This is a genomic window from Corynebacterium sp. HMSC14H10 (assembly GCF_001807105.1).
In the GTDB taxonomy this organism is placed as follows: domain Bacteria; phylum Actinomycetota; class Actinomycetes; order Mycobacteriales; family Mycobacteriaceae; genus Corynebacterium; species Corynebacterium jeikeium_D.
Genome location: NZ_KV787453.1, coordinates 1 through 21,383, shown reverse-complemented (window position 1 = coordinate 21,383; position 21,383 = coordinate 1). Strand labels below are relative to the sequence as shown.

Here is a 21,383-nt window from a genome sequence, read left to right as displayed (position 1 = left end):
AAAGTGGCGGTTGTCGCCGCTAGTACCCCATTTTCTGATTCACCCAGGCAAGCATCTCTTCGTGAGTGAGCACGTAGGCAAGGCCGTGCGTCCCATCACCGAGGTCAGTCTCGACCTCCACGTAGGTGATGTCGGCGCCGGCCTTTTGCCACTTCTGCACAAGCTCGCGTGCCGACGTCACGGGTAACACATCATCCAATGCATTATGGGTAACGAACACGGGCATACTGGGAGTCTTTGTGCCCAGAGCCTGCTCGTCCACGTGGCGTCGAACGACGGGGGAGAGCTCGGGCGAGCGCAGATTCTCCGCTATCCCCAAGTCATTGGCAGTAAATGCCTTGGTGTCATTGCGAGGCCAACGTTCGACAGTGGCGCCAATGCATTCATCGGCGGTGAGCTTCAGGAAGTCCTGCCCCAGTGGGCTGAGCATGCGCTCGATTGGTTCTTTTGTCTCTGGGTACTCTGCAATCAAGCCGTTCATGAAGTAACCGACGAGCCCCGCCAACGCCGAGCCGCGAATATGCAGCGCAGTGTCGGTGAGATCGGCCGGAATAGCCCCGGCGTAAACAGCGCGGATGTTCAACTCCGAGGCGTACTCATCGGCTAGCTCGGCGGCTGCAGCGGTGGCACCTCCGCCCTGTGAGTAGCCGAACAGCGCAATGGGAGTATCTGCAGGTAGTTGTAAAGTTTCAATAGCCGCTCGCGCCATATCGAGCGTGTTATTCCCGGCAACCTCACGGTTGAGATACGGATGTACCCCGGGCGTGCCGAGCCCCTGGTAATCCACGATGGCAACATTCCATCCCTGTGCCAGCAACTGAGGTGCCGGAGGCGTCGGAGGTGCTTCGTAGCGCAGCGCAACCGAACTGGCACAGTTATCGGCCATCCCGAGAGTCCCCGGCGCAATCACCGCCAGAGGCCGTGGGGACTTCTCCGACCAGCGGGCATAGGGCTGCAATACGGTACCAGATACTGCTGTTTGGCGGTGGTCGCGTGCACCTGTGGAGGAAAACACGACCCGCTGTGCGCGTGCGGGCGCATTGACCGGAAATGGTGTCTGCGTAATTACCTGCCCCGGAGGCAATCGCTTCACCGCAGAAGAGTCAGAATCTGAGGAGCCGAAGTCGATGGAACCTAGTCCATCCACCGCCGAGCAACCGCTGATCCCACCCGCGCTAGTGCCAATCAGAGAAATTCCGAGCACCATGCTCAGTGCAATTCTGCGCTTACTAGCCCCAAAGAGACAGCGTTGGCGCTGAGATCGATGGAGCGAGGTGTTCATGTTCCTAATTCTAGGCAACGCACTTGTCCGAATCTGGTCTTTACCGGAGCATTGCCTCGGCTTTAACGGGGCAACTGGAAGCGGCCATCGGGAGTTTGCTCCGCTAGTCCGTCGTCAAGCAGGGAAAACAGTGCGCGGGAACGCTGGTGTGCATCATCCCAGACCGCATCGAGAGCGGCCTGTTCGACGGGGGAGTCGGCAGCGCGGAGCACGTCGAGAAGCAATCCCCGGACTTGGCGGTCGGTGCCTTCGAACTTCTGCACACGCCGTTTAGCAGCGGCGATTTCGTGGTCTTCGGGTTCGGGGCGACCGGCGGCAATCCAGACGCAACTGGTGGCGATGGGGCAGGCCTCGCACTCGGGTGTCGTTCGGCAGACGGTAGCGCCGAGTTCCATGAGCGCGACGGAAGTCTCGGCCGCAGTCGTGGGGTCGAGTGGTAGCAACTCTTCGACGAGCGCCATGTCGGCGCGTTTGGCGATGCCGGGAAGGTACGTGCCCTGGCGGTGTCGCCGGAGTACGCGGCGCACGTTGATGTCCACCACCGGCGTGCGCGAGCCAAAAGCAAACGCCGCTACCGCCCGAGCGGTGTAGTCTCCTACCCCCGGAAGGGCTAACAGCGTGTCCACGTCACTCGGCACTTCGCCGTCGTGCTTTTCGACGATCTTTTCTGCGCATTCACGCAGCCGGAGTGCACGTCGGGGGTAGCCGAGTTTTCCCCACATACGTAGGACTTCATCCTTGGGCGCGACTGCCAAATCGGCTGGGGTGGGCCATTTTTCCAGCCAGGCGCGCCAGGAGGGGATGACGCGGGCGACGGGAGTCTGTTGACTCATCACTTCGCTGACGAGCACAGCCCATGGTGAAGTGCCTTCTTCGCGCCAGGGAAGTGGCCGCATGTTGGTGCGATACCAATCACGTAAGGCGGCATCGACGTGTTCGTCGAAGTCGTCGGATTGGTTAATTGCAGAGGTCAATCTACATTCTCGCTTTCCCATAAACAGCAGAGTCGTTGCACAATATAGCTATGAGCAATTCTGAGAGGACTCCTGAGAGTGTATGGCAATCGATGGTGCGCGGAAACCTCCGCTTCTGCGAGAGCAAGACTGCGCATCCTCGCCAGGACTTGGTTCGTCGTAAGCAGCTGACGCAGGGGCAGAAGCCGAAGGCCGTTGTGCTGGCTTGCTCGGATTCCCGCGCTCCGGTGGAGATTATTTTCGATCAGGGCTTGGGCGATGTATTTGTAATCCGTACTGCCGGTGAGATTACTGACCTGTCGGTGCTGGCTTCGCTGGAATTCGCAGTTGATGGTCTTGGAGTTCCGCTGGTGATTGTTCTCGGTCACGAGTCCTGCGGCGCTGTGGCTGCGGCGAAGAATGCACTGGATGGTGGCGAACTGCCGGGTGGTTTCCAGCGTGTGCTGATTGAAAAGGTCACCCCGTCGCTGCTGGCGGCTCGCAAGGATGGCGAGACTGAAATCGACGAATTTGAGCGTCGCCACGTGCGCGAGATTGTTAATCACATTATTGATCGCTCTCCGGAGATTTCGTCGCGACTGGAGACCGGCGAGGTAGGCGTTGTCGGTATGCGGTACCGCTTGGAGGACGGACGCGCTGAGACCGTCGTTACCCATGGAGTCAGCGAGAACCCGCTAACCTAAATGTGTGACCAATAAGCTGCCTCCAGAAATCTACCGGCGTCGGCGTATCGCCGCGGCGGTGTTGCTCGTTATCATCCTCGTTCTCCTGGGCTGGGGTATTTCCGCACTGGTAAACCGGGACAGCGAGGATTCTGAACCGGTGAATGTCACCAGGGATGACGGGAAAGAGGTGACTCCTCCGGAACAGCCCAAGGAACCTTACGCGCCTAAGTCTGACAAGGACTCGGAGAACGACAAGTCTGACAAGGACGCCAAGAAGGGCGACAAGGAAGGCGAAGACTCCGCGAAGGATGACGCTCAGGCGGCGCTTGCGAGCAAAAAGGACTGTACCCTTGCAGATCTGCAGGTGACGGCCACCTCGGATCAGCCGAACTACGGCGATGAGCAGCCGACTCTGGCGATTACCGTCCACAATCCCACCGGCGGTGAATGCCGCGTGAACCTTGATGAGCAGCAGTTGCGCTTCGAGGTGTACGACCTGGCAACGTATGAGCGAGTCTGGTCGGATGTGGATTGCAATGACTCCGAAGGCCACGGTGAACTGGTATTGGCACCGGGCGAGGAAGTCAACTATGCCGCCACCTGGTCGCGTCTGACCTCGGCGCCGAACAAGTGCTCCGAAGAAGACCGGGTCCCAGTTCCCTCCGGGTCGTACATCTTCTACGGCGTGATTGGTGACAACAACTCTGACGCCTACACGTTCAACATGCGCTAGCGCTTAGCTCCTAACCCAAGCTCAATGGCCTCGGCAACGGTGGCTGCTTCCAGCAGCTGCATCCCTGCCGGGCCTTTTGCGCCTCTGGGCACAATTGCCGTGTCGAAGCCCATTCGATGAGCTTCCTTAAGGCGCCACTCCAAATCGGTCACTCGCCGCACTTCGCCGGCCAACCCCAGTTCGCCGAGTGCAATGGTTTTGTCCTGGAAGGTCCGCTTAGTCATGGATGAGGCCAGTGCCAGCGCAATCGCCAGGTCCGCGGCAGGCTCCGACAGCGTCATTCCGCCGACGGTGGACACGTACATCTCCATGCGGGCCAACTGCTTGAAGTTACCGTGTTCAGTCAGCACGGCCGCGACCATCGGCACGCGCCTCGGGTCGAGACCAGAGACATTGCGTCGTGGATTATGTGCCTCGGTGTTGATTACCAGGCCCTGCACCTCCGCCAGCAGCGGTCTGCGGCCATCCATGGCCACGGTAATTGCAGTTCCCGAGGTCGGTGTTCGGTGATGCAAAAACAGCCCCGAGGGATCCTCAACTTCCGCAATACCGCCCGCGGTCTGCTCGAAGCAGCCCACCTCATCGGTGCTGCCGAAGCGGTTTTTCAGACCCCGCAAGAAGCGTAGCCCCGAGTGTCTATCGCCTTCGAAGTTGAGTACCACATCAACGAGGTGTTCCATCGTGCGCGGGCCGGCCACATTGCCGTCCTTGGTCACGTGCCCTACCAAGAAAATCGCAGTCCCGGTCTCCTTTGCCAACGCCGCCAGGGCAGAGGTTACGGCGCGGGCCTGAGCAACGCCACCGCGAGCACCTTCGACGTCGGCACGCATCGTCTGCACGGAGTCCACAATGAGCAGACCGGGGGAGAGCTCTAGCGTCAGATCGATGACGTCCTCGATATTCGACACCGCCGACAGGTACAGCGAGTCCGACAGCGCGCCAGTGCGCTCGGCACGCAGTCGCACCTGACCGACCGACTCCTCACCTGTGACGTAAAGTGTCGGCCCCAAATCGCCGTCCGCGCAGCGATAGGCCACTTCAAGCAGCAACGTCGACTTACCAACCCCCGGCTCGCCGGCCAAGAGCACCAACGAACCCGGCACAATACCCGAACCGAGCACCCGATCCAGCTCACCGATGCCCGTGCGCACCGCGTGCGCAGCTTTGGCGGAAAACCCGGTAATGGCCGTCAGCTCAGAAGAAGAAGTGGGGATTCGATCTGTTGCGGATGTCTCGGCGAGGAAACGTTCCTCCGCATCGTCGTCAAGCGCGCGCTGTGCTAAACGCTGGCTCTCAGCCGCGACGGAAGTGGAAGATGCTTTACGACGGTCACCTCGCGTGCCGGGCTCCGTTGTGGCAGCACTCCGGCGACGTTGCTTGGCTGCCCGGGTGGCGATTTTGTCCTCAAGGGTGGAGCCGGACTTCCCTCTGCTGGAGCGGATAGTGACCTTCTCCAGTGTGCCCCACTCTTTGCAGTTGGGACATTGACCAACCCATTTCGACACCTGCCAACCGCATGCCGAGCATTCGTAGGCTTCGTCTTTGGTCTTGGCCACGGTGCAACCGCCTTTGCTTCAAACGAGGGGGCGACAGACCCGACAACGTTTGGTGCGGGATGTGCGGGAAATGTCGCGAGAAAATTTACCCCAGATACGCGAGAGCGGGCCAGGGCAGTGTCAATGACTTGTGTCAAGGATGACTGTACTGCCGTGACCCGTATCAAGCGACCAATCGCCCATGCCCGCTCGATGAAGCGCCTCGCGTTATTTGCGGGACAGGACTGCGCTGTACCAGCGCCTAAAAGTGCGCTGCGCGCGAACAGCGCAGGAACACCACTGTGCTGCGATTACTTGGATTCAATCATGCCGTCAGCACCGCGGTTCGGTGCGCCAGCTTCCAGAATGTCAGCGGAGATGGTGATGTCCAGGTCGTAGGTGTTGGTCTGGCCCTGCGGGTCGGTGAACTCGAAGGTGGCCTCGCGGTTCTGGCCAGCAGCGCTGCTCTTGTCGCCAACCAGGGTGCTCGGGTCCAGCTCATTGGTGTAGTACGCGATGCAGCCGGTGTTGTCCTTGGCGGTCTTAGCCAGCGGATCGATGACGGACTTCGGGCCGGCAACAATCTGGCACTCACGCGGCAGGGAGTCCTCGCCCTTTGCAGCCTTAGCGAAGGAAGGTGTCTCAGCGACCTTCTTCAGCTCAACCTCGCCGATACCTTCAACGGTGACGGACTTCAGCTTGTAGACCGACTCGGTAGCGCGCTGCTGGTTGCTGGCGGAGAACTTCAGACCAGCGGTACCAGCCTCCGGGTCAACCAGGATATGAGCGTCGCGGATGTTGACGAAGCCAAGAGCCGAGTTGGTGTTCTCAGCACCCTTGCCGGCAGCATCTTCGCCGCCGTTCATCGCACCGTCGACAGCCGGGTGCTGATTTGCGGTCTGCGAAATCTGACCGGCGCCACAAGCAGCAAGTGCAACTGCGGATGCTGCGGAGACGGTGATGAGAGCGCTGCGGCGAAGTACGGACTTGAAGGCCATGACTAGATTTCCTCCAGTAGCTTGAGGATGGGCGATAGGATTTTCAGTATTTAAAGAACACCTTAGTGTCTTCCTAAGATGTTCTCATACTACCCGTAAAATCATGGGGGGACATGATAGGGTGGAAGGCCGTTGGAAAGGGCGTGTGCATTACATGGAATTCAGCATTGGCGATACCGTAGTTTATCCGCACCACGGAGCTGCGAAAATCGAAAACATCATTGAACGAGAGCTTAACGGTGAGACCGTTCAGTACCTCGTACTGCAGATTCTGCAGAGTGATCTGAATATCCAGGTGCCCGCCAAGAATGCCGAGCTGGTCGGTGTCCGCGACGTTGTCGGTGAAGAGGGGCTGCTGAAGGTTTTCTCCGTTCTGCGTGAGACCGACGTGGAAGAGGCCGGCAACTGGTCCCGTCGCTACAAGGCCAACCAGGAGCGCTTGGGTTCGGGCGACATTAACAAGGTCGCTGAGGTAGTTCGTGACCTGTGGCGTCGTGATCAGGATCGCGGTCTGTCCGCTGGCGAAAAGCGTATGTTGAGCAAGGCTCGCCAGGTTCTCGTCGGTGAGCTCGCGCTTGCCGACGGCGTTGATGAGGCCAAGGTCGAGGAAGTTTTTGCCCGCGTCGATGCAACTATCGAGCGTCACCGCGCCCTGGCACAGGAAGGTGCCGCCGGTGAGAAGAAGGACGAGGCCGACGATAAGCCGGTGGATCTGGACGCAGACGCATAAGTCGTTTCCCTTCCCCGGTTCCTTCCAGTAGGGATTTTCTGAACTTTTCCGGTTAACGGCTAGCGCACACACATTGCCCGTGTGCGCTAGCCGTTTTCTCTTTTTCACCCGTATCTATTTCCCCGCTATGCTCGGGGCTGTGACTTTTCAAATCTTCGATACCGCAACCCGCCAACTGAAGGATTTTGAGCCTCTCCGCGAGGGGCATGCCTCCATTTACCTGTGCGGTGCGACCCCGCAGGCTCAGCCGCACATTGGCCATGTTCGCTCCGGCGTGGCCTTTGATATCTTGCGCCGTTGGCTGATCGCCAAGGGGTATGACGTCGCCTTTGTGCGCAACGTTACCGATATCGATGACAAGATTTTGAACAAGGCCGCCGAGCACGGCCGCCCTTGGTGGGAATGGGTCTCCCGCTTTGAACGTGAATTTACCTGGGCTTACAACCAGCTCGGTGTTCTCCCGCCGAGCGTTGAGCCGCGTGCTACCGGGCATGTCACTCAGATGGTGGAGTACATGCAGCGTCTGATGGATAACGGCTTCGCCTACGCCGTCGATGGCAGCGTCTATTTCGACGTGGATGCCTGGTCCAAGGCTGAAGGCAGCGACTACGGCAGCCTGTCCGGCAACCGCGTCGACGAGATGGAGCAGGGCGAGACCAATACTCCGGGCAAGCGCGGTGCGCACGATTTCGCACTGTGGAAGGCTGCCAAGCCGGGCGAGCCCTCGTGGCCGACGCCGTGGGGCAATGGCCGGCCGGGCTGGCACCTGGAGTGCTCCGCCATGGCCACCTACTACTTGGGCTCGGAGTTCGACATCCACTGTGGCGGCCTCGACCTGCAGTTCCCGCATCATGAAAACGAGATTGCGCAGTCGCACGCAGCCGGCGACGGCTTTGCTCGCTACTGGATGCACAATCACTGGGTCACAATGGCCGGCGAAAAGATGTCGAAGTCGCTCGGCAACGTGTTGTCCGTGCCGCATATCCTGACCATGGTTCGTCCGGTTGAGCTGCGTTACTACCTCGGTAGTGCGCACTACCGCTCCGTGCTGGAGTACTCCGAGGAGGCTCTGCAGGAAGCGGCAGCGGGCTACCGTCGTATCGAGGCGTTTATGCACCGTGCCGTCGATAAGCTCGGCGATATCGAAATCGGTGAGTGGACGCCGGCGTTCGAAGCAGCGCTCGACGACGACCTCGCCGTCCCACGCGCGCTCGCGGAAATCCACAACGCTGTCCGTGGGGGCAATCAGGCGCTTGCCGACGGCGACGAGACCAAGGCCAAGGAGATTGCCGGTGCTGTCCGCGCTATGGCCGCAGTCCTTGGATTCGATCCGCTGAATGAGCAGTGGGCAACCTCCGATTCTGGTTCTGATGCAGCAATGCATGCGCTCGGTGTGCTGGTTGAGCACCAGTTGGAGGAGCGCACCCGGGCTCGTGCCGAGAAGGACTGGGCTACGGCTGATGCTGTGCGCGACCGTCTGAAGGAAGCGGGTATCGAGGTAACTGATACCGCGGATGGTCCAGCATGGTCTGTCGCTGACTAAAGCTAAAGAAAACTATTAACAACAGGAAGCAGGTAGCTATGGCAGGCAACGGTCGTCGTGGTGCGGTGCGCAAGGCAAGCAAGAAGAACGTTGGCGGCTCCGGTGGCCAAAAGCGTGGCTTGCGTGGCAAGGGGCCGACCCCGAAAGCAGAGGACCGCGTTTATCACGCAGCTCATAAGCGGGCGAAAGAGAAGCGCCGCCGTGACTCGGGGCGTCATGAGCGCAAGGGGGATGGCACCGAGCTGGTAGTTGGCCGTAACCCGGTCGTGGAGTGCCTGCATGCAAAGGTGCCAGCGGCAGCGCTGATTGTGGCGCTGGGTACCGACAATGACGAGCGCCTGCAGGAGGCAGTGCGTATTGCTAACTCCCGTGGTATCCCGATTCGCGAGGTACCCCGCCACGAGTTGGACACCATGACCGGCAACACTATGCACCAGGGTATCGGCCTGCAGATTCCGCCGTACAAGTACGCATCTGTCGAAGATCTGATTGATTCGGTGGCCAAGACCGGGGAGCCGGGCCTTATCGTCTGCCTGGATAACATCACCGACCCCCGTAATCTGGGCGCGGTCATTCGCTCGGTGGCGGCCTTTGGCGGTCACGGTGTGGTGATTCCGGAGCGTCGCTCGGCTGCCATTACGGGCGTCGCCTGGCGTACCTCTGCTGGTACTGCTGCGCGTCTGCCGGTTGCGCGGGCGACCAACATGGTGCGCTCGCTCAAGCAGTTCCAGAAGGCTGGTTATCAGGTCGTTGGACTGGATGCCGGTGGCGATCACACTCTGGACACTTACGACGGCACCACCCCGGTGGTTGTGGTCGTCGGCTCTGAGGGCAAGGGGCTTTCGCGCCTGGTGCGCGATACCTGTGACACCATCATGTCCATTCCGATGACTGGCTGGGTTGAGTCTCTCAATGCTTCCGTTGCTGCCGGTGTGACTCTGAGTGAGTTTGCCCGCCAGCGCCGGGCTAAGAGCAGTCAGTAGCGCATTTGATACCCCCGTAGGCGCCATTATCAATTCGTTATAGTAATGGCGTTTACGTGGGGTATTTTGCGTTCTAAATGGCGGCCGGTACTTATGGCTACCCCCAGTAGTTCAGCGCTTTAAAGATAATTCTATTTCCGGCGTGCGCTGCAGAAATGACGGCGTTATTATCACTTCCAACAGAAAATTATCCGTAGTTTCCTGAAGGGGAGGGCGGGCATATCATGCTCCTAGAAATGGGGGCGTAATTGGCCGTAGTTTAGGGAAGCGCACGGACCTAGCGGTGGCTTGTACAGCTAGCTTTGGGTCACTGAGATGTCAGACCACGACATCCTCAGCGTTAGTTTTTCTGTCTGCCGGGGCAACCCATTTCGGCAGTCTCGCAGTCTTAAAAAGAGCTGGGGGTATTGGAGTCTGCTTTTAGAGAATCCAGCAAAAATACGGGCAGCCCCTCGGTGGCGAGAGGGAAGGTGCGCACCTTCTCCGCAATCGTCACTCGAGGGGCTGCCCGATGTTTTTGTTGTTTTAAAAGCCACTCCGAAAAGCGTATGTGTCTATTTGCTCCACTTGGCAGCCTGGACGTCGTCACGCGTTGCCTTGCGCGATTGCACCGTTCCGATGGCGTAGCAGATCAGGTAGATGACAAATGCGATTGTCGTCACTAGAACGCTGACCGGGATGCCCGGTGCGAGTGAGAGAACAATGCCGCCGACGGCCGCGACCTCGGCGAAGATGGTCGACAGGATGATGGCCTTTACAGGAGAGGCGGTGACGAATGCGGCCGCAGCACCAGGGGTGATGATGAGGGCGATGACGAGCAGAGAGCCGACAATCTGTACGCCCTGGGCGGCGACGAGACCGGTGAGAATCGCGAAGTAAATCGATAGCGCCTTCACGTTGACACCACAGGCGGCGGCCATGATGGGGTCGGCGGAGGCGAATAGCAGCGGGCGCCATTTCCAGGTAACGCCGCCGACGACGATGACCGCGACGATGGCCATCGTCCATAGAGAAGTGTCAGTCAGACCAATGATTTGGCCGGTGAGAAGTGAAAACGCGGTACTTGTCCGGCCGGGGTAGAGGTGGATAAACAGCACCGATAAGCCCATGCCGAAGCTCAAGACCACGCCCACGACCGCATCTTGGCGCCCTCGAAGCGACAGTGCCGCCAGGACTATTGCGATGAGCACCGAACCGATAATGGCACCGCTGCTGACACTGACACCCAGTAATAGAGCCGCGGATGCGCCCATGAGTGCCAGCTCGCTGGTGCCGTGGACCGTGAAACTCATCTGTCGCATGACGATCAGGGGCGAAATGATGCCGGAGATTAGCCCGAGTAGAGCTGCCGCGATGAGAGCATTGTGGACGAACCCGACTTGGAGCAGAGCAGCGGTGTCGGAGAAATACTGAGTCAGTAGGGTCATTAGACGATAACCAGCTTTCCCTCGACACGGGCAACCGCAATGTTGGTTTGGTAGAGCTCCGAGAGCGTCTCTGAAGTGATAATTTCCTCGACTGACCCGACCGCATGTCCGTGCGGCGTCAGGTAGAGCACCCGGTCACAGACGCCCAGGATGGGGTTGATGTCGTGGGTGACAAAGACGACTGCCGTGTCGTTTTCCCTCCGATGCCGGTCCAGGCGCTCGACCGTGGTCCGTTGCGCCGCAGGGTCGAGGGAGAGCAGAGGCTCGTCGCAAAGCAAAAAATCTGGTGCCGAAACGAGCGCCTGCGCCTGACGGACAAGCTGCTGCTGACCGCCAGAGAGCGTGCCGACGCGACGGCCTGCAATACCGCCCGCGCCGACAAAGTCCAGCATTTCGTCGGTGGCGGAGCGGTTCTTGCCGGCCGCCAACTCGACGAGGTCGCGAACCCGAATGGGCAGTGAGGGCTCGAACATCCGCTGCTGTGGAATGTAGCCGAGGTTCCCGTCGACTTTTACTGAACCGTGAGTCAGCTGGCGCATGCCAAGGGCAGCGGTCAGCAGCGTGGATTTGCCGACGCCATTGGGGCCCAGGATGGCCAAGAACTCGCCGGGCTCGATATTCAAATTGAGACCGGACCACAGCGGCTCGACGGCTGCGTCAGTAAAAGTCAGTGAGGGCAAAGTTATGCGGACTCCATATCGGAAAGGGTTTTCTTGTAGAGGTCAAAGAACGACTGGTCAGCGCTCGGCGACTCAAAAACATCGACGATTTTAACGCCCTTTGCCTTGGCAGCCTCGACGAGTCGCTGCGAGACCTGGTCGTGGGTCTGCGGTGCGTCGATGAGGTAGTCCAACTCGCCGGACTCAATCAGCTTCAGCATTTCATTGACATCGCTTGCCGACGGCTCGGACTCATTCAGTGTGGACTGACGGTAGCCCTTCGGGGTGATGTCCTCGACCTTCGTGTCCTTCAGGATGTCATCGGCCAGCGGGTGAACCTGAGCAACCTTAGCGGCCTTGAGCTTGCTCTTGGCCTCTTCGATGTCCTTGATTTCCTTATCGACGGCCTTGGTGTCGGCCTTGGCGCCCAGCTTGGTCAGAGCTTCGGCGAGCTGCTCTGCAGTTTCTTCAACCGCATCGGTGTCGTACCAGACGTGTTCGTTGGCTTCGCCGTCATGGTGGTGGTGCTCGTGGCCTTCGTGGTCGTCGTGACCTTCGCCATCATGCTCGTGGCCTTCATGGTCGTGCTCGTGGCCCTCGTGATCATGGTCGTCGTGGCCCTCGTGATCATGGTCATGTTCGTGGTCATGGCCTTCTTCCTGCGGCAGCGCAGAGATGATGACCTTGTCCTTTGCGTCACGCAGAGAGGAGGTCAGCCATGCGTCGTAATGCCCGCCACCTGCGACGAGAATATCGGCGTCCTCTACCTTTGCCATGTCGGCTGCGGCCGGTTCGTAGGAGTGAGGGTCGATGTCGTTGGACGCGATAATCGGGTCGATGGAGACCTTCTCGTCGTCGGTGACTGCGTCGGCGACGTCTGCCCAGACCTTGGTGGAGGTGACCACCTTAATGGTGTCTTCGGACTTGCCCGCGGACGTAGCGCTGTCATCATTGCTGGAGCATGCGCCGAGACCTGCGACGAGGCCGGCGCTGGCGACTAGCGCCGCGATGCGCGTGGAAAAGCGTGCCTTCATATATGTATCCAATCCTGTTGCGGGCTGAATTATTCCTTTTATTCAGCTCCTGAGCATCAACCGCTATTGAAAACAGTTGTCTTTTAGTTCAAAGAACATAGTAGGGGCTGCGGAGACCCAGTCACAAGGCGGGCCTCTGCCGGAGTGGCCGAAATGACAGTCGCGCACATTCGTTGGGTAAAGTTGTCCGCGATTAGATGCGTGTGATGCTCGTTGTAGTTCTTTTCCATAAAATCGAGGTTTTCTACCTGAGGTAGCTGGACGAAGATATCTGAGCGGGCAGTCGCTGTTGGTTTTTCAAGAAGGGTCGGTATTCCGTGCAAAGTCGGCGTCGTCGTGGCACCTTGGCTTCCATCGCTGCAGAACTTGGGGTCTCGCGCACGACTGTGTCCAACGCGTACAACCGCCCTGACCAGCTCTCGGAGAAGTTGCGGGAGCACATCTTGGAAACTGCGGAGCGGCTTGGCTATCCCGGGCCGGACCCAATGGCTCGCGGTCTGCGCATGCGCCGGGTTGGCGCCATCGGCGTGCTGTTCACCGAGCACCTCCCGTTCGCTTTTGAAGACCCTGCGTCGGTGGATTTTCTCGCCGGCCTCGCAGAGGAGCTCGGCGAAATGGGCGACTCCATGTTGGTCATTCCAGCTTCCTCCGAGGAGGGCGGGGACGTAGATCTCAATCTGATTCGGCAAGCGGTGGTCGACGGTTTCGTGGTCTACTCCGTCGCGGACAACGACCCGTTCCTCGCTGCCGTGCGCGCCCGTGGCTTGCCGACGGTCGTGTGCGACCAGCCTGCAGATGCGGTGGCTCTACCGTTTGTGGGCATCGATGACCGTGAGGCCATCAAGCCCGCGGTGCGACACCTGACTGAACTGGGACATCGCAAGGTGGGAATCTTGTCAGTGCGATTGTCGCGTACCCCGAACTCGGGATATGTCACGGAGAAGCGGCTGGCAGAAGCTCATCACCAGGTGCAGAAGAACCGCGTCGAAGGTGCGCTGGAAGCGCTTGCCGAGGCCGGTATTCAGCAGGCAGATGTGCCTATCATCGAGCGTCACCTCAATGACCGCGAGAATAACCGCGATGCGGCTCGCCAGCTGCTGACCGACAACCCGGATCTCACGGCGGTGGTCTGTACCACGGATACTCAGGCAATTGCGGTCTTGGAATATGCCAAGGAGAACGGAATTCGTGTTCCGGAGGACCTGTCCATCACAGGCTTTGACGGAATCGAGCGCGCCCTCTTCCACAAGCTGACCACTGTAATTCAGCCGAATAGGCAGAAGGGCATTGCCGTCGGCCGCGCGCTGGCCGAGGAGCTTGAGGCCGCACGCGAGGACAGCGGTCGCGCTCCTCGCGTCTTGTTGGAGACTGAGTTTGTCGTTGGATCGACAACCGCAGCGCCGTCGGCACCGTCAGCCGGGTAGCGGGCCGACGAGGGTAACAACATCGTGGCGCTATCGGGGGCTCTTGGGGTGGTAAACCCCACCTCGTCTTTACTGTGTTCGGATTCAGATTAAGGTCTATTACATGACAGATTCAACAAATTCGAGCACCGACCGATCAGCTGCGGCTCTCAATAGTCCGGAAGCTACCCGCGACGACCATGTCGAACTTGGCGGCCCCGTCGAATTGGATGAAATGTCTATCCGTGGCGCGATGAGTGAGTTCACCACTGGCGTGACCATTATCGCCACCGAGGATGAAGGCGAAGCGTACGGTTTCGCCTGCCAGTCTTTTTCCTCGCTGAGTCTCACTCCACCGATGGTTCTGTTTACTGTCATGAAGACCTCGCGGTCCTGGCCGCATATACGGAACGCTGGACGCTTCTCCGTCAATGTGTTGGCCGAGGATCAGGAGGATATCTCGGCAGCCTTCGGCCGCAGTAATGGCGAAAAGTTCAAGACGGGGAAGTGGACCCGCTCTGAGCTGGGCAACCCTTTATTGCACGGCTGCTCCGTGTGGATTGATTGCACCGTCGTCGATGTTTACGAAGGCGGCGATCACTGGATTGTGACGGCGGATATTGTGGCTATCGGCAAGCGTGAAGAAATCAATCCGCTCATTTACCACCGCGGTTCTTACGCACGGGTTTCTCACCCCGGCACCGATGCGCCTGTCGATCAGAAGTGGCGTCAGCGCCCCTCGGTGTAACCCGAAGTTGTCGCAGTCCAGCCACGGCGATCCTCGCCTGGCTTGGGGTCTTTCATCTCTCGCATGCGCAGACCATTGTTGTCCTGCGTGTAGACGAATTCGCCCGCCACAATCTTGTGGAAACGCTCCGAATAGGTCTGCGCCTGGTCTGAGCAGTCCAAACTGCGAGTCTGCTCCGGGGTACCGAATTCGACCGCCTCGCCCTTCCACTGCAGCGAACCAGAGCCGTTGCCACAGGAATCAGCGAAGGTATATGTTGTCTGCCCCAACGTAATAGTCGGCGCCTGAGTTCCGTCCGGCACACCGTGGGGCAGGTTTGGGTCATCAAAGATCGCGGTTATCTGCCATTGCTTGCCGACGATCTCCGCTGCCGGCTTTGCCTGGCATGCGGTAGCCGTCATGGACACTGCCGCAACGACAGCTACTGCGGCAACCGCTTTTTTCCCGCTCCGACCCATGCTGCGTGACCCCGTTAGTTAGCTGCCTTCTTGGTGGTCTTCTTAGCAGCCTTCTTCGTCGTCTTCTTAGCGGCCTTCTTGGCAGCCTTCTTCGCCGTCTTACGAGTGGTCTTCTTTGCGGCCTTCTTGGTCGACTTCTTCGCAGTCTTCTTAGTGGACTTGCGTGTGCGCTTTGCGGTCTTCGGAGCGTTTTCCTTCTCGTATTCCTCGTGAACCTTCTTGAAGCTCAGGCCTTCCTTCTCCACTCCGAGCATGCACATCAGAGTGACGGCATCGTAGAAATCCTCGGCGAAGGTAGCAACAATTCGCCGTGCGCCAGCAGCGGTCTTTTCTTCGACCTTGTGAAGAGCCTCGTTCTGAGCAGTGCGAGTGTCTGTGACCTTCGGTGGCACGAATCCTCCTGGCAAGCATGGCCTTAATTGCGCCCCATACACCTACTTCTGCCAGCCATCTCGCCACATGCTCCCGGCACTGAGCTCAACCGAGTTCAGTGAAGAAGGAATGGGATTGTGATGACGCAGTTTCAGCTTTAAGCGCTACTTACAATTCAAAAACCTTATTCTACCACGTTGTTGATAGGTCGCGCGGTGTGGATAATGCTCCCATGGATACGGCTAGTCCACGCAGCGGCTGTCCCGCGGATTGAGCAGTGGCTGCCCCGCGGAATGGCTAGTCCACACGCGGGTTCATACCGCCCTTGAAGCGGTAGTTGCGTGGACGGCGAGGCTTGTTCCGCGGATTCACAGGACGGATGCGACGCATACCGGCCCGGATTGGACGGGTCAGGCCACTGTCTTCGCGCAGTGCGCGAGGGCGACGGAGCCTGCGCGCCATCCATTCACCGAGGACAATACCCGCAGCTAGTGCCGTCGCAATGCCTAGCGCTGAGGCTAGCGCCGTAAACCCCTTGGTCGGGTGGTCGTGCAGCAGTGCGTGCATACCGCGGTAGATCGTCATACCCGGAAGCAGCGGGGTTACGCCTGCCACTGCCGTAATCAGCGGCGGGATGGACCAACGTCGTGCCAGCAGGCCACCGATGAGACCAATCAGCGTTGCTGCCGCGCCTGCGCTGGTCACCGGATGAACTCCCAGTGGAGTCAACACGTAGTAGTAGGTCATCGACCCCAGCAGAGCGACCGTTCCGGACACTGACAACGCGGTGAACCCAGCATTCGAGGCCAACGCAAATGCGATTGAGGCGGTAGTTCCCGCTATCACCCTCACTGTCGCCTGTGCCAGGTTGAGGTCAGAACCCGCGATGACGTCGGGAAGCGGAATGCCCAGCATTCCGGAAAACTCGATGCCCATTGCGATGCCAGCGACGATTCCGCCGGTCAACAACATGGTGTCGAAGAAGCGCGCGGAGCCAGTCACAGGTGCGCCGGTGATGCCGTCTTGCAGTGCTTGCACGAGGGTTAGGCCGGCGAGCATCACGATAATTCCCGAGGCGATCAGCCTGGATGGCTGCATCTCAAAGGGGAGATACGCCTGCGCCGCATTGAGCACAGCAGCGGAGAGCGTGGCAATGAGACCGCCGACTGCATTCTGAAAGAATGTGGGCAACTCGCGGGCAGCGAGTTCACCAATCACGATGACGATGGCCAGTGTGACCGCAGCCGCGATAAGGGCGACCTCGAAACTCGAGCCGAGCAGCACTGTCACAGATGAAGCCAGCAATGCCCAGCCAGTGTAGATGACGCGGAGGCGGTATTTTGCGGGCTCACGCTCGACCTTGTCGATAGCCTCAATAGCCTCCTCCAAGCTCAGGTGGCCCGCGCGAATTCGGCGGATGACACGGTCGGTGTGACGCAAGCGCTCGAAGTCGGGCACTGGTGCGGTGACAACGCGCATCGCGGTAATAGGGGTACGGCGCGCGCCGATGAGGTGGTAGACCGTCACGGAGGTCAACGTGATATCGACTTGGATTTGGGTGAGGCCATAGGCTGAGGTCACGGCCTTAATTTGTAGCTCGGTATCGCGGTTGCCCGAGCCACATGCCAGCAATAGCCCGCCGATGCGAGCAGCGAGATCGAGTACGGCCGTGACCTGACTCGGGTCGGAATAATCGATCGGTGCCAGCGGCAGCGGGGTAGTAGTCGAGTGCACTAGGTCGACAGTTGCCGTTGGGCCGGAAACGAAATCAATCACGCGCTGCTTGAAGGTGGACTGACCTTCGATTGCAGGAAACTGGGTCTGCGGAGTGTCGTCGTAAGAGACAGTGGCTTCAGCGTCGTAGAGATCATTCTTCGCAGCGGAGTTTTCTCCGGCGTTGGAATTGCTGTCACCAGCGAATGACATGTCGACACTTCCTTTCCCCGATACTGCCTGGGGTGCATTGCAGTGATGCTGCAAAGACGCGATGCGGAGACGTTGCAGAAACATAGCCCCAGTGATTTAGCGATAGTCACACTACCCCGTCAGTGACCGAGAATCTTAATTCGTTTTTGAGGCGGTGAATTTGCCTATCTGAGCGGGGCTTTTAGCGTGTGGAAAAGTGTTCAAGAAGTGCGGTTGCAGTTTTCCTGTGGTGTCGTTTTTAACTTCTGCTTGCCAACCTGTACAATCGCCTGTCAGCGGCACAGCTGAGTTCGATTCTCAGGTTGACTCTGATTCTTTCGAGCCAGCGACGGCTAACGCCAAAAGGTCGCTTTAAAGTTGCCGGGATGGCGCAATTGGTAGCGCAACTGATTTGTAATCAGTAGGTTACGGGTTCGAGTCCCGTTTCCGGCTCCAAAACCCCAGGTCAGGAAGTTTTCCGGCCTGGGGTTCTTTGGTTTAAAGGGTGCTCGCGTCCTTTTTGGGTCCTTTTTCGTCGCTCCAATGCAAAAACCCCCGCGCCAAGAGGGGTTAAGTGGCTCATCGTAAAAATGAGTGTATTTTGGTTCGGAATCCGCCGGTGTCCAGCAGTGCTCTGGTGATGTAGTGGGTGAGGTTGCGGAAGCCTAGGGCGGTACCGCGCAGGTGTTCGATTCTGCCGTTGATGGCTTCGGTGGGACCGTTGCTGGTGCCGATATGATCGAAGTAGGCCAAGATGTCATCAGCCCGGCGTTTCATCGTCCGGCCCAACGTCTGCAGCTCTTTGAGCGTGTTGGGGACCCCGTGGCTGATGGAAGCAATGAGTTTGCGGAACCGTTTTTTGGCTTGCTTCTTGTTGGGGTTGCGGTAGGCGGCGACAATCTTTTGGTAGATGTCATAGGTGGTCTTGACCGGGGCATGGTCCGGGTTGGCAAACACGGCATCCCGGCGGGCTTGTTGTTGTTCGGTCAGATACTCTTTGCCGGTTTTTAGCACTTTGCGGATCCCATACAATGGGTCCCCGTTGCGACCACGCCGGCTCAGGGTGGCTTGTTGGATGCGTTGTCGAACCTTATCCACGGCCTGACCGGCCAGGGCCACCACATGGAAGGGATCCATGACCGTGGTGGCCTCAGGCAGGGTTTCAGCTGCTGCGGTTTTATACCCGGTGAACCCATCCATGGCCACGATCTCAATGCCGGCCCGAAACGCGCTGGTTTGCGCTTCTAACCAGGTGATGAAGGTTTGTTTGGACCGGCCCGGGACCATATCCAATAACCGTGCCGGGCCTGTGCGGTCTGCCACGGGGGTCAAATCGATGACCACGGTGACATACCGGTTACCCCAGCGGGTGTGGCGCCACACGTGCTCATCGACCCCCAACACTCTGACCCCATTGAGCCGGTTGGGATCGTCAATGAGCAACCGCCGACCCGTGGTCAGCACCGCGTCGTTGGCGGTATGCCAGGACACGCCCAGATTGGCCGCCACCCGGGCAATGGATAACCGGTCGATGACTACCGATTTCAACGCCCACAACGCGGCAGCATGCGAGAGTTTGGCCTCCGGAGCCACCACGGATGTGGTGTCTTGTTGCCAGACACGGGCACAGGTATCGCACCGGTAGCGGCGTAACCGCACATGCAAGTGGGTGGGCCGCCAACCCACCGGCACATGCGTGACTTTGCGCACCACACTGCCTCGCACTGTGGCTTCAGCACCGCAATGCCGACAGAACTGATCGGCCTCCACGACTCGACATTCCAGCACGGCTTGCTCGGCGGTGACGTGTTGACCGGTCACGGTGACGCCGGAATTGCTCAGCAGGCAAAAGGCATCAAGATCTGGGCGCGAGAAGGTAAGCTGGTGCATGTCGAGGTCTTTCTTCAGATGTGTGGTTTCGTCACTTCCATCTTCGGAAGACCTCGACTCTTTTTACGCCTTCAACACACCCCGATCACCAAACCCATCTACACCCAAAATTCCGAAGAGCCGGATATCTCGTGGGGGTTTCCTACACCCACTGGGCGGTTTTTGATATCAAACCCGAAACCGATATCTACTGGACGGCCGCCGATATCGGCTGGGTCACCGGGCACTCCTATATCGTCTACGGGCCGCTGGCCAATGCGACCACCTCGGTGCTGTATGAGGGCACCCCGGATACTCCGCATCGGGGGCGCTGGTGGGAGATCGTGCAGAAATACGGCGTGACGATTCTGTACTGTGCGCCCACCAGTATCCGTACGTTCATGCGCTGGGGTCGCGATATCCCGGCCGAATATGACCTGTCGTCGCTGCGGTTGTTGGGCAGCGTGGGTGAACCGATCAACCCCGAAGCGTGGATGTGGTACCGCGAGCACATCGGGGGCAATAACGCACCGATCGTGGACACCTGGTGGCAGACCGAAAACGGCCATATTCTGATCAGCCCGCTACCCGGGGTGACCGCCACGAAACCCGGGGCCGCGATGCGCGCCCTGCCCGGCATTACGGCCGATATCTATGACGAAGCCGGCGTTCCGGTAGAACCCGGCAACGGTGGCTATCTGGTGATCACCGAACCGTGGCCCGGCATGCTGCGCACCCTGTGGGGCGATGAGGAACGGTATCAGAAAACCTACTGGTCACAGTACCCTGGCGTATATTTTGCCGGTGACGGCGCGAAATTCGATAAGGACGGCGATATTTGGGTCCTGGGCCGGGTCGATGATGTGCTCAATGTTTCCGGGCACCGGATGTCGACGGCAGAAATTGAATCGGCGTTGGTCGCCCATGCGATGGTTGCTGAGGCCGCTGTGGTCGGGGCCCAAGATGAAACCACCGGGCAGGCGATCGAGGCGTTTGTGATTCTGCGCGAAAGCGCTCAGCAACTCGACGACGCCGTCGGGGTCCTGCGTGATCATGTTCGTGCCGCGATCGGACCGATTGCGACACCGCGATCAATCACCGTGGTCACTGACCTCCCCAAGCCCCGCTCGGGTAAGATTATGCGCCGTCTGCTCAAAGATCTCGCCGAAGACCGCGAGATTGGTGATACCACAACCTTGGCCGATGCTTCGGTCATGGAGACTATCCAGCAGCAGGTTCGCGCCGCTCGGGCCCAATAGCGCTTACCCCAGTTCGACGAGCACCACCCCCGCCATGATCAGCACCAGTCCCAAGATCATGCGCGGGGTTAACGGCTCTTTCCAGATGATCCGCGCCAGCACTGCGATGAGCGCGACACCGATAGCTGACCAGATGCCGTAGGCAATGGCCACCGGCATGCCGTAGGAGATAGTAACCGCTAAGAAAAAGAAAGCGAGCCCGTAGAACACCACGAGTGGCAGGATCCAGATTTTCTTCCGAAAGCCATCCGAAGCACGCAGACTCAGGGTAGCGATAATTTCAGAAACGATCGAAAAGGACAGAAACAGCCAGCTCATGATTCCAACACCTCAGCTTTGCCTGGATCGCGCTGGCCGGTTTGGACAATGAAGACGCCGGCCATGATGGTGACAATGCCGATGATCGCCGTTAAGCTGAGCGTTTCATGGAATAACACGGCACCCAGAACCGCGACCAGGGCAACTCCGGCTGCTGCCCAAATTCCATAGGCAATGCCGATTGGAATACCTCTTCCCAGGGCGAGTCCCAAGAGGGTGAAAGCAATGATGTATCCGATGACCACCCCGATGGCATAGAGCGGTTGATCAACGGCTGCACGCAGGCACATGGTGCCAAGCGCCTCGGCAACAACCGCCCCGATCAGTAACAGCCAGCTTTTGAGCATGTGGGATTTCCAACTTCCGTAATGAGTCCGGGCTTACTCTATCAATCGCGTCCGACCACTTCAACACACCCCGATCACCAAACCCATCTACACCCAAAATTCCGAAGAGCCGGTTAAGTAAAGAAAAGTGTGTCTTTTCCG

At 59.0% G+C, this 21,383-nt stretch carries 20 protein-coding genes, 1 tRNA gene and 1 pseudogene; 9 read left to right on the top strand and 13 right to left on the bottom strand.

The features are described 5' to 3' along the window. Window positions 1–19: 19 nt before the first annotated feature. Both HMPREF3135_RS10910 and HMPREF3135_RS10905 read right to left on the bottom strand, forming a co-directional pair. Entirely contained in the window at window positions 20–1,207 is a 1,188-nt protein-coding gene (locus tag HMPREF3135_RS10910) for a lipase family protein (RefSeq protein ID WP_048731803.1), read from the bottom strand. Window positions 1,208–1,344: 137 nt separating this feature from the next. Further along, on the bottom strand, window positions 1,345–2,277 hold the full coding sequence (locus HMPREF3135_RS10905) for an HhH-GPD family protein (RefSeq protein WP_070439697.1): 933 nt from the start codon (window positions 2,275–2,277) through the stop codon (window positions 1,345–1,347). A gap of 29 nt (window positions 2,278–2,306) precedes the next feature. Between HMPREF3135_RS10905 and HMPREF3135_RS10900 the strand changes: the two genes are divergently transcribed. Both HMPREF3135_RS10900 and HMPREF3135_RS10895 read left to right on the top strand, forming a co-directional pair. Continuing rightward, window positions 2,307–2,939 (top strand): carbonic anhydrase, encoded by a 633-nt coding sequence (locus HMPREF3135_RS10900; RefSeq protein ID WP_038626595.1) that lies wholly within the window; start codon window positions 2,307–2,309, stop codon window positions 2,937–2,939. A gap of 4 nt (window positions 2,940–2,943) precedes the next feature. Further along, window positions 2,944–3,654: a hypothetical protein gene (locus HMPREF3135_RS10895; protein ID WP_038626593.1), complete on the top strand. Its 711-nt coding sequence runs from the start codon at window positions 2,944–2,946 to the stop codon at window positions 3,652–3,654. On the opposite strand, the gene radA is transcribed toward HMPREF3135_RS10895, so the two are convergent. Together radA and HMPREF3135_RS10885 are read right to left on the bottom strand one after the other, a co-directional pair. Next, window positions 3,651–5,210, bottom strand: coding sequence for a DNA repair protein RadA (gene radA / locus HMPREF3135_RS10890; RefSeq protein ID WP_070439695.1), 1,560 nt, complete (start codon window positions 5,208–5,210; stop codon window positions 3,651–3,653). The two genes, HMPREF3135_RS10895 and radA, sit on opposite strands and share 4 nt — an antisense overlap. A 290-nt stretch (window positions 5,211–5,500) precedes the next feature. Beyond that, complete coding sequence (locus HMPREF3135_RS10885) at window positions 5,501–6,187, bottom strand: hypothetical protein (RefSeq protein ID WP_016421450.1); 687 nt, start codon at window positions 6,185–6,187, stop codon at window positions 5,501–5,503. A 154-nt stretch (window positions 6,188–6,341) separates the two neighbouring features. Here HMPREF3135_RS10885 and HMPREF3135_RS10880 point away from each other — a divergent pair, with 154 nt between their 5' ends. The 3 genes from HMPREF3135_RS10880 (at window position 6,342) to rlmB (ending at window position 9,443) form a co-directional block, all read left to right on the top strand. Then, window positions 6,342–6,917, top strand: coding sequence for a CarD family transcriptional regulator (locus HMPREF3135_RS10880; RefSeq protein ID WP_005510159.1), 576 nt, complete (start codon window positions 6,342–6,344; stop codon window positions 6,915–6,917). A 139-nt stretch (window positions 6,918–7,056) separates the two neighbouring features. Further along, window positions 7,057–8,460 (top strand): cysteine--tRNA ligase, encoded by a 1,404-nt coding sequence (gene cysS / locus HMPREF3135_RS10875; protein WP_042388940.1) that lies wholly within the window; start codon window positions 7,057–7,059, stop codon window positions 8,458–8,460. Window positions 8,461–8,498: 38 nt separating this feature from the next. Beyond that, window positions 8,499–9,443, top strand: coding sequence for a 23S rRNA (guanosine(2251)-2'-O)-methyltransferase RlmB (gene rlmB / locus HMPREF3135_RS10870; protein WP_070439689.1), 945 nt, complete (start codon window positions 8,499–8,501; stop codon window positions 9,441–9,443). A 554-nt stretch (window positions 9,444–9,997) separates the two neighbouring features. Here the strand turns inward: rlmB and HMPREF3135_RS10865 are convergent. Genes HMPREF3135_RS10865 through HMPREF3135_RS10855 form a run of 3 tightly spaced genes read right to left on the bottom strand, consistent with a single transcriptional unit; the run spans window position 9,998 to window position 12,563 of the window. Continuing rightward, entirely contained in the window at window positions 9,998–10,870 is an 873-nt protein-coding gene (locus tag HMPREF3135_RS10865) for a metal ABC transporter permease (RefSeq protein WP_016421446.1), read from the bottom strand. After that, window positions 10,870–11,550 carry a metal ABC transporter ATP-binding protein gene (locus tag HMPREF3135_RS10860; RefSeq protein ID WP_016421445.1) on the bottom strand — a complete coding sequence of 227 codons (681 nt, stop codon included), beginning with the start codon at window positions 11,548–11,550 and terminating at the stop codon, window positions 10,870–10,872. The genes HMPREF3135_RS10865 and HMPREF3135_RS10860 overlap by 1 nt, the downstream gene beginning before the upstream one ends. A 2-nt stretch (window positions 11,551–11,552) precedes the next feature. Next, entirely contained in the window at window positions 11,553–12,563 is a 1,011-nt protein-coding gene (locus HMPREF3135_RS10855) for a metal ABC transporter solute-binding protein, Zn/Mn family (protein ID WP_016421444.1), read from the bottom strand. 317 nt (window positions 12,564–12,880) lie between these two features. Here HMPREF3135_RS10855 and HMPREF3135_RS10850 point away from each other — a divergent pair, with 317 nt between their 5' ends. Next, a complete protein-coding gene (locus HMPREF3135_RS10850) occupies window positions 12,881–13,987 on the top strand; it encodes a LacI family DNA-binding transcriptional regulator (protein ID WP_070439686.1) in 1,107 nt (368 codons plus the stop codon). A gap of 103 nt (window positions 13,988–14,090) precedes the next feature. Continuing rightward, window positions 14,091–14,714 (top strand): flavin reductase family protein, encoded by a 624-nt coding sequence (locus tag HMPREF3135_RS10845; protein ID WP_016421442.1) that lies wholly within the window; start codon window positions 14,091–14,093, stop codon window positions 14,712–14,714. Here the strand turns inward: HMPREF3135_RS10845 and HMPREF3135_RS10840 are convergent. The 3 genes from HMPREF3135_RS10840 to HMPREF3135_RS10830 all read right to left on the bottom strand — a co-directional run bounded on the left by HMPREF3135_RS10840 (window position 14,696) and on the right by HMPREF3135_RS10830 (window position 17,470). Further along, window positions 14,696–15,172, bottom strand: a complete 477-nt coding sequence (locus HMPREF3135_RS10840) for an META domain-containing protein (RefSeq protein ID WP_016421441.1) — start codon at window positions 15,170–15,172, stop codon at window positions 14,696–14,698. The two genes, HMPREF3135_RS10845 and HMPREF3135_RS10840, sit on opposite strands and share 19 nt — an antisense overlap. A gap of 14 nt (window positions 15,173–15,186) precedes the next feature. Further along, window positions 15,187–15,564, bottom strand: a complete 378-nt coding sequence (locus HMPREF3135_RS11425) for a hypothetical protein (protein ID WP_016421440.1) — start codon at window positions 15,562–15,564, stop codon at window positions 15,187–15,189. Between the two features lie 277 nt (window positions 15,565–15,841). After that, entirely contained in the window at window positions 15,842–17,470 is a 1,629-nt protein-coding gene (locus tag HMPREF3135_RS10830; RefSeq protein WP_016421439.1) for a threonine/serine exporter ThrE, read from the bottom strand. Between the two features lie 359 nt (window positions 17,471–17,829). Here HMPREF3135_RS10830 and HMPREF3135_RS10825 point away from each other — a divergent pair. Further along, window positions 17,830–17,905: transfer RNA gene (locus tag HMPREF3135_RS10825), tRNA-Thr, on the top strand. Window positions 17,906–18,028: 123 nt separating this feature from the next. Here the strand turns inward: HMPREF3135_RS10825 and HMPREF3135_RS10820 are convergent. Further along, window positions 18,029–19,339 carry an ISL3 family transposase gene (locus tag HMPREF3135_RS10820; RefSeq protein WP_070439683.1) on the bottom strand — a complete coding sequence of 437 codons (1,311 nt, stop codon included), beginning with the start codon at window positions 19,337–19,339 and terminating at the stop codon, window positions 18,029–18,031. Window positions 19,340–19,461: 122 nt separating this feature from the next. Here HMPREF3135_RS10820 and HMPREF3135_RS10815 point away from each other — a divergent pair. Further along, window positions 19,462–20,577 (top strand): annotated as a pseudogene (locus HMPREF3135_RS10815) (AMP-binding protein); the annotation flags it as partial. Window positions 20,578–20,580: 3 nt separating this feature from the next. On the opposite strand, the gene HMPREF3135_RS10810 reads toward HMPREF3135_RS10815, so the two are convergent. Continuing rightward, entirely contained in the window at window positions 20,581–20,895 is a 315-nt protein-coding gene (locus HMPREF3135_RS10810; RefSeq protein ID WP_035757985.1) for a DMT family transporter, read from the bottom strand. After that, window positions 20,892–21,242: a DMT family transporter gene (locus HMPREF3135_RS10805; protein ID WP_035757987.1), complete on the bottom strand. Its 351-nt coding sequence runs from the start codon at window positions 21,240–21,242 to the stop codon at window positions 20,892–20,894. The genes HMPREF3135_RS10810 and HMPREF3135_RS10805 overlap by 4 nt, the downstream gene beginning before the upstream one ends. Window positions 21,243–21,383: the final 141 nt, after the last annotated feature.